Raw genomic sequence first — 12,640 nt, forward strand, 5'->3', positions numbered from 1 at the left:
TAATTGATAAAACCAGCCAGATGATATAAGTGAACTTATTGAAAGAAGGAGAAGAAATATAGAAGGGAGTGGAGTTAAATGGGGTACCTTGGAATACCAGATGGGTTTTGGATAGAAATGATGATCATCCTGTCAGTTGTTATTTTACTGGTTGGTGTTATTCCAGCTATTTTTCGTTATAGAATAGGTGCAAGTAAAAATAAATGGTTTTCAAATCAACAAATAAATACATTACATAAAAAAATCGATTGGATATTATGTATAGTTTTCGTGACTTCTATCATAACTAGTGTACTTCTTTTTACTAGTCAGCTCTTTATACCATATATACTATCTGGGCTTTTCGTGTTAACGCGAATCGGTGTTCAAACATATATGGAATGGAAATTTTCGGATAACAGAAAAGACTTTCAGGTATCTCTACTCTCGCTTACCTTAACTTTTGTATGCTTACTTGGATTCTACTTCTGGCTAGAATATTTTTCATAAGGATCAATATTTCAAGTAGCTTTACTAAAGCATTTGGGTGCGACTCTTACTTAAAGATAAGCGATTTATTCAGTAGTATGGCGAGATTTCTTGTGGCATAAAGAAATGCATCACTCCTATTATCCGAGTATTTAATAAGTTATATAAGGTGGTGTACATCTTTAAGATAGCGAATCACTATATACGGGTTGTTTTTTGGATTGGCGGTTTCTATCTTATTTGTCAGTTATAAAGATGTACAAGATTTGGGTAACGGAATGCGGGAAATTTCCTATAAGCCCCTTTATGATTACGTCATTTTGATTTTACGTTTAGGAATTATAGGAATGTTTGTAGGTTTGTTTATTGGTTGGAAAGATTACGAAAAGAAAAATGAGGCTCCAAAACAAGTGAAAACGTATTACATGCTTGCATTTTTTGTTGTATTCCTTACTTCAAGCGTCATCATGTTGATCTTTAATTGGTAAAAAGTCTTTCGTAAACTTAAGAAGTGTTACAGATTCACATAGTAGGAGTTGATTGGCGTGTTGAAAAAGATACTAATTATTTTAACGATGGTACTAGGCGGAGGTATGTTTTCGGTCACGATTAACAGTTTGGGAGACCAAGGCAATAAAATCATGCATCTAGTAGGTGGACTGTTATGGTTCGTGGGAATACTAACATTCTTTCAATTGAATAGAAAAGGATAAGTGCATACACTTATCGTGAAAAGTATTTATAAAAGGGGAGACCGTGATGCGAGGCATTTCCTTTGAAATTCCCAATGAATACGGTAAACAGTTATTCGATATCTTAAAAGAAGTTGATGTATCAAGATGGCATTGGCGATCATGTCTTGCGTTCTATTGGGGTAAATCCTTGGTCAAATGGTAATACGGGATTGCATTATACCGTATTTTATTCTCTTGTTTTTTGTAGTTATTTAATTCTTTCCGTAATCGGATGCAGTGGGTGTATAAGGACTGCATCTTTTAAAGGGCAAGAGTAAGAAATAAGAAAGAGTGGTGGGGTGAAAAATGAGTTACTCCAAAAGTAATTATGCTACAGGTATTTTAATGAGTATCATGACACTTTTGCTAGTTGTATCATTTTTAATCATTACTACCAGTTACTTTAATACTAAGGAAATCGGGTCGTTAATTTCACAATGTCAGGAAAACGGTGGGGAAGAAACATTAGAAATACATAGTAATCTCACAAGCAAATATTCCTTTGAGTGTAGAGAATTAACAAATGGATGAAATTAACGGGGAAGATCACGCACAAATGGGGTCCGATAATAAATTGATTCTTATATGTAAAGTTTTGACTAAGGAAGATAGATAAAGGTGATCGGTCTTGCAGTGGAGAGATAAGATTATGATTGGTATAGCAATGACTCTGTTGGTAGCTATGTCGATTGCCATTGTCTTTGGCGGTATAGTTTTTGGTCTAGCAGGCTTTATCTCTTTACTTGGTGTTTCGTATGAATCAATTGGATCTTTGCTGTGGTTCATCTTCTTCTGTTTTTTGGTTGGCATGTTCTTTGAAATAATAGAGCAGGTCACTTTATTTTTTATAGCGAGATCAAAAGCACACAGTAAAGAAAAATGGATTTGGATAGCTTTAATTAAGTTCATCATAAGCTGGATTGTGATACATATTGTCAACGCATCCATGACAACAGTCGTTTTATCAGGCGTAGCAGAATAATGTAGAACTAATGTTAAAACTATTTTAGGGGGGACAAAAATGAAAAAAGGATTGGAAGCTGTGTTGGAAATGTTGCGTATCGCAGTTATATTATTAATTATCGGAAGCTTAATGGGTGGGCTTGTGAAGTTAATGTATACCGCTTTTGGAATACATGTAGATGATACTCGTGGTGCTTGGCTAGTAGGGGTATCCATTCTGATTTTTCTTTTCGTCTTATATAGAAACAAACTTCAGTTCTCTGGATTCTACAATGGCGATGAAAAAGTAAAACTACCAAGTCGACTCAGTACTATTCTAGTTTCGAGCGCAATAATTATGCTGATTATTGCACCTGTTTTCCGTTAAATAAGTGCGATTGTTAAAATAGATGAACATTACCAACCGAATTAGGACACCCGTACGATATGGTTCAGGTGTCTTTATTTATACTCTCAATATAAAAAATCTTATAGTTTTACCCTGTAGGATGAAATGGCCACCGAACACCGCGTCCGAATGAAATGAAATTGATTAACACCATAGGAGAGACACGGGTACGCATAGATTACAGTACGTACTAGATAAGGAGATCACATGCAAACGATAGCACATTTAGTAAAGAATCCGTGGTTCCTAGGAAGTCTAGTGGTTATTTTTGTATCTGTTATCTTATGGAACATTCCGATTGAGAAAAGGAAATATGGACTTTCTCAGAGTGGTTTAGTAACAGATTACACCGGATTACTTCCTGAGCGCATTGAAAGAGTGGTTCGAGCAGAAAATCGAAGTGATTTGCAAAGAATTGTAAGACAAGCAAACGTCAATGGACAACAAATTGCTATTGCTGGATTGCAGCATTCACAAGGTGGCCATACGTATTACAAAAACGGAGTGGTCCTGGATATGCGGACATTCAATCGTATACTGGAAATAGATGAACTGCAAAAAACGGTTCGTGTAGAAGCAGGAGCAACTTGGGAAGATGTGCAAGAGGCCATACAACCTATCGGATTGGCCTTGAAAGTGACGCAATCTCAATCGATTTTTACAATAGGTGGTTCTCTATCTGTCAATGCACATGGTCGGGATATCCGCTTTGGTTCAATGGCAGAAACGGTAAAGGCAATGACGATCATTACCCCTGAAGGTGAAATCAAGACCGTGACCCGAGAGGATCCAGATGAATGGATGAAGTACATATTTGGTGGCTATGGATTATTTGGCGTGATAGTAGATGTGACAGTAGAATTAACGGAAAATCATCTATATACGATCCAAACAGAAAAATTGCAAATGGGTGCGTATGCCTCCTATTTTGACCGGTTATTAAATGATCAACATACGGCCATGCACTATGCGAGAGTGAGTGTAGCACCGAACTCCTTTTTAGATGAAATGTATGTCATTAATTACAATCATACAGAAAAACAAGATTTTACTACGGGGTTAAAAAAAGAACAAAGCGTTCGATTAACTAAGTTAGCACTTGATATTGGACGACATGGCGGCGCTTTAGAAAATCTTTTTTGGGGAACACAAAAGCGCTACATTGCTTCCCTCAATGGGAAAGAGATTACACGAAATAATGCGATGCGTTCGGAATCCACGTTTATGGAATATACGAAGCCCGGGCGGGTGGAAGTATTGCAGGAATTCTTTGTTCCCGTTCATGGTTTTGAGGCCTATATGAAGGATTTGAAGAATGTAATTCCAGTCAATGATAAACATGATGACTTTAAAATCCATAATATCACCATTAGATACGCTGCCAAAGATCAGTTTACAACACTCAACTATGCCAAAGAGGATATGTTTGGCTTGGTTGTTTTAATGCAACATGGGTTAAAAGAGGAGCAGATATTGGAAGCGACGTCTCTCATCCAAAACTGGACCAATCTGACATTAGACCATGGAGGAACGTATTATTTGCCTTACTATCGTTATCAGACGAAAGAACAGTTCAGGCGTTCTTATCCTCAGTGGAATACATTTGCAGATGAAAAATTACGTAGAGATCCACATAACGTTTTCCAGAATATGTTTTACGACTATTATGTAAAATGAGGGAGCGCAGCATGCACTATAAAAGTACACGTTATTTACCGCTTATCGTTACAGTCGGTCAGGTGGTTATTTTTCCATATTATATAATTTGGCTGAAAGAGGTATCGTTGACGTTTACTCTATTTGCCTGGTTCTTTGCTGCATTTTCTTTTGCAGCTGCTTGGGGATACCGAATCGCGCAGACGAGAAAGAATAAGGATCGTTCTTATATCGCAATCATTTACGCGGGTATGGGGATCGTGTATGTAGGTATAGGCGGTATAAAGTATTCGTCTGACATTCTCCCCTATGTGGTACTTTTATTGCAGGTTATTCTTGGACTCTTACAAGGGTACTTTCGTGCTTGGCATGCTGAGCAAGATACCTACCATTTACACGCGATTCATCATTATTTGATTGTTGGTTGTGCGATGATAGGTTTCAGCTTCGTTAAAATCATATCTCCTGTTGTCTTTATTACTACTTTTGGGATTTTGATGTGTATGTGTGCTGGGTGGACCCTTGTCATAAATGAAAAGGAAGAAGTCGTTATTCCCCGGAAATGAGTTTTACAGTGCTCGCTAAGGTGGATTCCTTTAACGGATGCTTTTCTAGAATAAAAAATATTTACATTTTGGGGAAGTACATGGGAACATGTTTAAATGAAATCCGAAAACCAATGAATTTGCCTGTATCAAGAAAATGTATAAACACGATTTCCATATTTATTGTAGGAGTAATTTTAGGCGAGCTCTCCAAAGTACTGGATGAAACTGCGAGTAATTCGTTGCCGTCTTTTCTTGAAATGTTAGGATTACGTAATTTCTTTTAGGGATTACTGTAGTTATTTTCGCGTTGCAACAGGGGATCTAAAATAGATTAAACAGTGAAGACGAAGTATATGAGCTATTACATTCATGGATGCATATCTGGAAGTCGAGCTGCATCAAAATCCGGGCGAGGAATAATATGCTGATTAGCTTGATGCGAGGTCGTGGAACTGGATATAGCGGTGTCATTTGCTTTTCAAAAAAATTTACGGATAGTTCTTCTGTATTATACTGACGATCGATACTCTTTGAAGTAAATAAGATGTTCGATCAATAAAAAACATCAACAAAGTCTAATAGCTTTATTGATGTTTTACTTTATATCGATATCTTTTAAACGTTTCGCTGCGTGTTTATATACCTCATCATTTCTACGCTTCCCGATTGAAATAATTTCTGCGATTTCAGCTTGGTTTCCTACTATTCTAAAGACAATTCGGATTCCGATCTTCCTGAACTTAATCTTTTTGCAACCAGCTAAATTTGAGCCGGCTTTGTTAGATAGTTCATCTCCAATTTCATCTGCTCGTATACTGATTTTCGCAAGAGCAAGATCTACATACTTTTTCTCAGAACCGTCTAATTTCAGATAATCTTTTTTTGCATCTTCTATGAAGATAATCTCAAATTCTTTAGCCATAAATCATTCGAACAATTCTTCATCAGAGATGGAATTCGGATCGATTTGTTGGAATTCGGCATAATTGTCTGATCCCATCACCTCACGGATAGGGAATCGGTGCTGTGGGTTTAAATCGGCCTTTTTAATGCGTTCAGATAGCTGAAGATCGTAGAATAATTCACGTAAGCTCTCTAATTCCATATACATCTTTTCGTAGTCCTCATAACTTTGTATTACTGAATCAATATTGTTGTTTTGAGAAATGAATTGAGGTTTGCTTTTTGCATTTCGTCGAACTTCTGCAAATCGTTTCACAGCATGTGAAGCAGAAATTACTTGGTCTTTGTTGAATTGCGGTTTCTCCATAACAATCCGCCCCAATCGTATCATCTCCTTTATAGTATGTCTCAATTACATAAAAGTATACATTAAAATACATCATATGTACATTGATATTGTGTGTAATACTATACATAGTATATTACATAACTTTTTTAGAAAGTATGAAACTCTCATCTTTTGTATAGTGGGTAAAGAAGAATAAAAGGTATATTTATACTACGTAAAACACGCTGCAATGTTTAAGTAAATTATCTTGTCGTCCCCAAGGAACTTTAGGAAAAGCTAATTCAAGAAATAGCTTTATTTTAAGTGACTGATGCGATGACTAGCGCCAGTCACTTATTAATTGTTACCGCTAAACTGCTCAGGTTCCGATCAAGTAGCGGTAACTATGTCGATTATGATTCAGTATTTGTAGTGGGAGAGACATTCATGACAATTCCATAAAGTTCAAGGGAATACCGACTCTATTTAACTTAGTCGATATTCCCTTTTTATTACAGTATTCGGTGTAAGTTAATAGCGTAACAGTTTGGCTAATGTTAGATTATTTAAAATCATACTTGACGAATAGGGATTAAGGGGATAAAGTGTAATCTATATCAAAATCTACAATAATATAAAAATAGAAGGAGATGGAAAGATGAATACTTTTTTACTTATTGTGAACATTGCGGGTCTATTGTTGCTCGTAGGCTTGTTATATAGAATGAATCGTAAAAAGGTTTCATTTTCAAAACGCGTTTTTACGGGGCTTGGACTCGGGATTGGCTACGGACTTATATTACATTTCGCATATGGAACAGAATCTGAGATCCTCAAGCAGTCGATGCCATGGTTTAACCTAATAGGTGGCGGCTATGTTAAATTACTGCAAATGATCGTGATGCCGCTTGTATTTATTTCCATATTGGCAGCCTTTACGAAAGTGACCATTGGAAAAAACTTTGGGAAGATGGCGGCTACGATTTTAGGTATGCTCGTGGGTACAACCGCGATTGCCGCGATTGTGGGAATTTCAGTAACGCTTCTATTTGGACTGGACGCATCTGAAATTGTACAAGGAGAAGCAGAAGCGGCACGTGGGCTTTCTATAGAAGAAAACTACGAAACTGTAGCTGATCTTTCGTTGCCTGACAAACTCATTGATTTACTACCTGCTAATCCTTTCCTAGATTTCACAGGGGCACGTCCAACTTCAACCATTGGGGTCGTTATTTTTGCGGCGTTCCTTGGGTTTGCCTACTTAGCGATTACAAGAAGAGATGAAGAAAATGCGGTCACAGTGAAAAAAGGAATTGATGCGATTTACGCATTGATCATGGGTGTTGTACGAATCGTTCTGAGTTTGACGCCATATGGTATTTTGGCGATTATCGCTCGAACGGTCGCGACGTCTGACTTTATGGCAATTTACAGTCTCGGGAAGTTTGTCCTCGCTTCTTATGTCGCCTTAGTGGTGATGTTCGGTGTTCACTTGCTCATTATTACTCTATCGGGATTAAACCCAGTGACGTATGTGAAAAAAGCAGGAGAAGCGTTGATATTTGCTTTCACATCACGCTCAAGTGCGGGCACATTACCGTTAACGATTCATGCACAAACAAACCGCTTAGGTGTACCTGAAGGGATCGCAAACTTTTCTGGTTCATTTGGTTTATCCATCGGGCAAAATGGCTGTGCAGGGATTTATCCAGCGATGCTCGCTGTCATGATTGCTCCATCAGTAGGTCAAAATCCACTTGACCCAACATTTTTAGTCACATTAATTGCAATCGTAGCGGTTAGCTCATTTGGTGTAGCTGGTGTTGGGGGAGGCGCGACATTTGCCGCCATTCTTGTCTTGTCGGCACTAAATCTTCCTGTCGCACTCGCGGGGTTATTGATTTCTGTTGAACCATTGATTGACATGGGTCGTACTGCCGTAAACGTCAGTGGCTCGATGACAGCAGGTGTCACGGCAGCCCGCGTGACGGGTGAACTGGATACGGATATGTATAATGAATCACTTGAAAAACAAACAGTAGAAGCTTAAGTTTAAAAAATCCCGCAGGAGACAGCATCGTCTCCTGCGGGATTTTTTAAATCGAATTAATATCCGATTAGAACACTAAGTGGAACTGGATATAGCGGTGTCATTTGCTTTTTTAAAAACTGGATAATTCTGCTATACTAATAGAAAAATAAGATTAGGTTTACAGTTAAACAATAGGGCCAGATTATGATTAATTGAAATAAAAAAGTGGGTGAATCTAGTGGTTAACAATAGTATTGAAAATGTTAAAACTCATAAAAACTTTGGATTGTGATCATTGTCGTTATTGCTATTTATATTGGGTATATTATTTTCTGTCTCTTTTGGAAAATACGATGCTATTGGCGATTATATTTTGCGTTTTATGAGTGTAAAACCTTGGTCAAACGGTAATACGGGTTTGCATAATACAGTATTTTATTCTCTTGCTTTTTATATACCAGCCTTAATTATTGGGTATAAATTCAAAAGTGATTGGGGAGCAAAAGCAGGTAGAGTTTTGTCAACGATTTTGGTTGTTTCTATTCTGGTAACACTATTGTTTTTTGAAGTTATTTAAATCATTCAGTAATCGGGGGCGTTTAATTAATAAGGTCATAAGCCAACACTTAGTTGATCTTCGCTACAGCCGGCGACTCTGGGAGGATCAGCGAGAGCCGTAACGAAGAACGGCTTTTGCGAGTGAAGCGTAGCGGGAAGGAGCACATCTTTGCATTGACAGGTGAAACACCTAGCGAGCGAAGTGAGGAGTGTGGTTCACCGCCCGCCCTCCGGAACGCGTCCGGCTGCAGCGCAGATCAACTGGTTCCAACCACTATCTCGACTTTGAGCACAAATGTGGGCAAGCAACGTAAAATCCAAGTAACGTCTATCGTCATGTTCATTGCGCGATAGGGAAAACATTTTACCAAAGGAGAATACCATGAAAAACCCCACAAAATACTTTTTGTATTCATTAATACTAATACTGTTCTTAACTGGTTGCAGTTCCACTCCCGATCAGCCAAGTGAAGATGTATTCCAATACAAAGGATCATTTATTGGCGATAACAGTGCAGTAATTCATATAATCGAGCAACTGCGTTACGCTGAGCAGTTTGAAGAAGTTTCGCTTGAAACCAAAACAGAACCGTATGGTATGACGATCCAGTATGAAAATATGGATGCGGCGATGGGAGAAAGGGATTATAAAGAGACAGCGGTTTATAATGCAAGCTATTTATTCACGCTCATTGATAATGCGGAGTGGGTGGATTTTGTTTTTGGAAACTACACCTATAAAATCAACAAGTTGGAATTGCAGGACTGGTATGGCAAAGAGTTAAACGACTTTACAAATGAAGAAGTATTGGATGTCTTCATTCAAGAAAAGTTACATGAAGACAGTGAAATGCAACAGCTGTTCGCGGAATAAAAATCGGAAAATTCGTCATTGAAAGAACAATGTAATATGTAACAAAAATCCATCATTCTATGGTATACTTGCAGAAAAAATCAGGCATATTTGGAGATGGACAACTATGATACGATTTGAAAATGATTATACGGCAGGCGCGCATACGCGAATTCTGCAACGATTGATCGAAACAAATGAAGAACAAACGCCGGGATACGGTATGGATGAACACTGCGAGAAAGCTAGAGAGTATATTCGTAAAGAGTGTGAAGCGAAAGAGGCAGATGTTCACTTTTTAGTAGGAGGCACTCAAACAAATACTACGATCATCGCGTCGATTTTACGTCCGTACCAAGGCGCAATCGCTGCCGAGAGTGGACATATTGCGACGCATGAAACGGGCGCAATTGAATCTACTGGACATAAAGTGCTTACTGTACCTAGCGAGGACGGGAAAATTACAGCGGAGCAAGTGAAAGAGTTAGTGGATGCTCACTGGAACGACGCGAGCCCTGAGCATAGTGTACAGCCAGGTCTTGTATATATATCAAACCCTACAGAAAATGGAACGACCTATACTAAAGCGGAATTGGAAGCTTTGAGTAAAGTGTGTGGGGAATGCGAGTTGCCATTAGTACTGGACGGTGCCCGACTTGGGTATGGTTTGGCTTCGGTTGATAATGACATCACGTTAGCAGATTATGCACGACTATGTGATGTATTTTATATTGGCGGAACAAAAGTTGGTGCGTTGTTTGGTGAAGCGGTCGTCATTACCAATGATTCATTGAAAAAGGATTTTCGGTATTTTATCAAACAAAGAGGCGGCTTGCTCGCTAAAGGAAGACTGTTAGGCATCCAGTTTGAAACGTTGTTCGAAGATGGTTTGTACTATGAAGTCTCGAAACATGCTGTAGAAATGGCGTTGATTCTCCGACAAGCATTTGTGGAGAACGGGTTTGCATTACGTTATGATTCGACAACTAATCAGCAATTTCCGATCTTGCCAGAGTATGTCATGACAGAGCTGAGTAAAAAGTATTCATTCACTTTCTGGGAAAAGGTCGATGCAACTCATAGTGCGGTTCGTTTTTGCACAAGTTGGTCTACTAAGAAAGAACATGTCGACATGCTCGTGAACGATTTGCATCGGCTATGTATTACATCTTACTAGTAGCTGGTTAATGTTGAATTACGGTAGAGAGTAAAATGAAATGTACTCTAGTTAGGGAGGTTCGTTTATGAATACGGAAAGTATATTAATTTTAGCACTCGCTTTAGCAAGTGTAGGATTCTTATTGCTGATTCTAGGGCAAGCCAAACAAATTAGAGTATTGAAGGAAGAGAATCAGAGATTGCGTCCCGTCGAAAGTCAGGATGAGTTGATCGCTGATGCGCAGGAAAAATTAAAAACTCTCGGAGTCGTAAAAACTGTGAAATACTTGCGGGAGTATAAAGGCATGTCGATGGTAGATGCCAAGCGACTTGTGGATACTATTAAAGAATAACTATTCGTAGACCTTACCAGTATTTTGGTGAGGTCTCTTTTTGTGATGGTATGACCCCCGAGAGCATGAGGCAATGAATCTCCTTAAAGTGATGAATTATCCATCGGCTTATCCGTACTTTTCGAATCTAGAGCGGGATGAATAGGTTCGTTTATTCATAAAGTCAAAGGGAATAGATAACCAACTACCTTATGGAAAAGAGGGAAAGCAGATGAAGCAGTTTTTGCAGTTGGTTAGCATAGGCATTGTCAGTGGTGCCGTTTTGGCGCTACTCCTGTTTGGCGTATGGGTCGTAACCGGAAATGAAGCGTATGTTTTACTGTATAATGTAGACTACTTCCCCATCATTCATGTCTTTTCGGATGTCGCTTGGTTCGGCATCGTCTTTCACTTCGTTTTTTGTATCGCCAGCGTATTGGGGCTTTTTTACCTATTGAAGTTTTTCAAATGGCAATACAACATGTGGCCGTATGTGGTTGTGTACACAGCGGGAAGCGGTGTGTTGTATTTCCTTACCTTGCTGACTGACCGGCCGCCAGCAGCGGATGACGGCATGGCATGGTTGTACTGGACAGGAAGTCATTTGATATACGGTGTGCTCGTTGCTAGCCTGGTCATCCGATACGTAGACCGTGGTCGTGTGTAGCGTGTGTGGGGTTCGATTATTTGGAAAATACAATAAGTTGGATAAACTTACGGGAATCCATGGTATATTTACTACACCACTTTAGTAGGCGCAAACGTTTATTATCCAACTCCTGTTTTACTTTCAAATGGGAAGCGGATGCTATTTATTTTACGGGCTTAGCACTTTTCAAGGATAAATACCCTAAGCCAAACGTAAAGTAGATAGATCGTGTGTATACGTTTGATATTCCCACTTGCGTCGCGTCGAAGTCATTTTTCCAAAAAAGGAGCCTTTACATGAATCTCATTCAAGGACTAATCAGCTTTATCTTGCACATTGATGAGCATCTAGTCGATATCATTCAAATTTTTGGCGGTTGGTCGTACGTCATCTTATTTTTAATCGTTTTTATTGAAACCGGTGTAGTGATATTTCCATTTCTACCTGGTGACTCTTTGCTGTTCGCAGGTGGTGCATTTGCGGCGTTAGATGCATTTAATATTTGGTGGCTTGTCGCGGTCTTCTTCGTTGCAGCTGTCCTTGGTGATACAGTGAACTACCATATTGGACGTAAAGTGGGGATGTCGATTTCTCCCGGCAGTTGGCTAGGGAAAGTGATAAACCAAGAGAAAATGAGAGCTGCAGAGACGTTCTTTAATACGCATGGTGGAAAAACTATCTTGATTGCCCGCTTTATGCCGTTTGTCCGGACATTCGCTCCGTTCGTTGCGGGCGCGAGCCGCATGAATTATCGGTACTTTGCTTTCTATAATGTCGTTGGAGCGGCATTTTGGGTAGGTCTATGCACGATGCTAGGGTATTTATTCGGTAATATTCCTGTTATTAAAGAGAACTTTTCCACGGTGTTGCTTGCAATTATCTTTTTATCTGTCCTGCCTGCGTTAATCGGTGTGGTGAAAAGTAAATTGAGCAGGCAAGCTGTACGATGAGAAAGGTCGGTAGTTTTATCATAGTGAGTCAATAAATACCTATGCATTCCTAGTTAGTTGACATATAAGGCGGTTCAATTTATAGTGAGCCTATACTAATATACGAACACTTCCGTTAAG

At 38.9% G+C, this 12,640-nt stretch carries 17 protein-coding genes; 15 read left to right on the forward strand and 2 right to left on the reverse strand.

Annotation, left to right across the window (positions count from 1 at the left end):
* Window positions 1–78: 78 nt before the first annotated feature.
* From CSV70_RS07700 to CSV70_RS07735, 8 genes are all read left to right on the forward strand, one after another.
* On the forward strand, window positions 79–489 hold the full coding sequence (locus tag CSV70_RS07700) for a DUF4181 domain-containing protein (RefSeq protein WP_099628976.1): 411 nt from the start codon (window positions 79–81) through the stop codon (window positions 487–489).
* A 200-nt stretch (window positions 490–689) separates the two neighbouring features.
* Entirely contained in the window at window positions 690–956 is a 267-nt protein-coding gene (locus CSV70_RS07705) for a hypothetical protein (RefSeq protein WP_099628975.1), read from the forward strand.
* A 57-nt stretch (window positions 957–1,013) separates the two neighbouring features.
* Window positions 1,014–1,181 (forward strand): hypothetical protein, encoded by a 168-nt coding sequence (locus CSV70_RS16470; RefSeq protein WP_158232397.1) that lies wholly within the window; start codon window positions 1,014–1,016, stop codon window positions 1,179–1,181.
* Between the two features lie 46 nt (window positions 1,182–1,227).
* Window positions 1,228–1,365, forward strand: a complete 138-nt coding sequence (locus CSV70_RS07710; RefSeq protein WP_099628974.1) for a DUF2691 family protein — start codon at window positions 1,228–1,230, stop codon at window positions 1,363–1,365.
* 465 nt (window positions 1,366–1,830) lie between these two features.
* Window positions 1,831–2,184 carry a YrvL family regulatory protein gene (locus CSV70_RS07720; protein ID WP_143560420.1) on the forward strand — a complete coding sequence of 118 codons (354 nt, stop codon included), beginning with the start codon at window positions 1,831–1,833 and terminating at the stop codon, window positions 2,182–2,184.
* A gap of 39 nt (window positions 2,185–2,223) precedes the next feature.
* Entirely contained in the window at window positions 2,224–2,532 is a 309-nt protein-coding gene (locus CSV70_RS07725) for a hypothetical protein (RefSeq protein WP_099628971.1), read from the forward strand.
* Between the two features lie 228 nt (window positions 2,533–2,760).
* Window positions 2,761–4,230: an FAD-binding oxidoreductase gene (locus CSV70_RS07730; RefSeq protein ID WP_233191776.1), complete on the forward strand. Its 1,470-nt coding sequence runs from the start codon at window positions 2,761–2,763 to the stop codon at window positions 4,228–4,230.
* Between the two features lie 11 nt (window positions 4,231–4,241).
* Window positions 4,242–4,775: a hypothetical protein gene (locus tag CSV70_RS07735; protein ID WP_099628970.1), complete on the forward strand. Its 534-nt coding sequence runs from the start codon at window positions 4,242–4,244 to the stop codon at window positions 4,773–4,775.
* A 577-nt stretch (window positions 4,776–5,352) separates the two neighbouring features.
* Here CSV70_RS07735 and CSV70_RS07745 read toward each other — a convergent pair.
* Window positions 5,353–5,679: a type II toxin-antitoxin system RelE family toxin gene (locus tag CSV70_RS07745; RefSeq protein WP_099628968.1), complete on the reverse strand. Its 327-nt coding sequence runs from the start codon at window positions 5,677–5,679 to the stop codon at window positions 5,353–5,355.
* Window positions 5,680–5,682: 3 nt separating this feature from the next.
* Window positions 5,683–6,042 carry a hypothetical protein gene (locus CSV70_RS07750; RefSeq protein WP_099626938.1) on the reverse strand — a complete coding sequence of 120 codons (360 nt, stop codon included), beginning with the start codon at window positions 6,040–6,042 and terminating at the stop codon, window positions 5,683–5,685.
* Window positions 6,043–6,646: 604 nt separating this feature from the next.
* Here CSV70_RS07750 and CSV70_RS07755 point away from each other — a divergent pair.
* The 7 genes from CSV70_RS07755 (at window position 6,647) to CSV70_RS07785 (ending at window position 12,520) form a co-directional block, all read left to right on the forward strand.
* Window positions 6,647–8,038, forward strand: coding sequence for an L-cystine transporter (locus CSV70_RS07755; RefSeq protein WP_099660989.1), 1,392 nt, complete (start codon window positions 6,647–6,649; stop codon window positions 8,036–8,038).
* 277 nt (window positions 8,039–8,315) lie between these two features.
* Complete coding sequence (locus CSV70_RS07760; RefSeq protein WP_099660990.1) at window positions 8,316–8,597, forward strand: hypothetical protein; 282 nt, start codon at window positions 8,316–8,318, stop codon at window positions 8,595–8,597.
* A gap of 363 nt (window positions 8,598–8,960) precedes the next feature.
* Complete coding sequence (locus tag CSV70_RS07765; RefSeq protein WP_099660991.1) at window positions 8,961–9,452, forward strand: DUF4825 domain-containing protein; 492 nt, start codon at window positions 8,961–8,963, stop codon at window positions 9,450–9,452.
* A gap of 106 nt (window positions 9,453–9,558) precedes the next feature.
* Entirely contained in the window at window positions 9,559–10,608 is a 1,050-nt protein-coding gene (locus CSV70_RS07770; RefSeq protein WP_099660992.1) for a threonine aldolase family protein, read from the forward strand.
* 67 nt (window positions 10,609–10,675) lie between these two features.
* The gene (locus CSV70_RS07775) at window positions 10,676–10,942 is read left to right on the forward strand and encodes a hypothetical protein (protein ID WP_099660993.1); all 267 of its coding nucleotides are present in this window, start codon (window positions 10,676–10,678) and stop codon (window positions 10,940–10,942) included.
* Window positions 10,943–11,153: 211 nt separating this feature from the next.
* A complete protein-coding gene (locus CSV70_RS07780; RefSeq protein WP_085132584.1) occupies window positions 11,154–11,588 on the forward strand; it encodes a hypothetical protein in 435 nt (144 codons plus the stop codon).
* A gap of 278 nt (window positions 11,589–11,866) precedes the next feature.
* Window positions 11,867–12,520, forward strand: coding sequence for a VTT domain-containing protein (locus CSV70_RS07785; protein ID WP_085132585.1), 654 nt, complete (start codon window positions 11,867–11,869; stop codon window positions 12,518–12,520).
* The last annotated feature ends 120 nt before the right edge of the window (window positions 12,521–12,640 follow it).

Source organism: Sporosarcina sp. P25 (assembly GCF_002743235.1).
GTDB classification, from domain to species: Bacteria; Bacillota; Bacilli; order Bacillales_A; family Planococcaceae; genus Sporosarcina; species Sporosarcina ureae_B.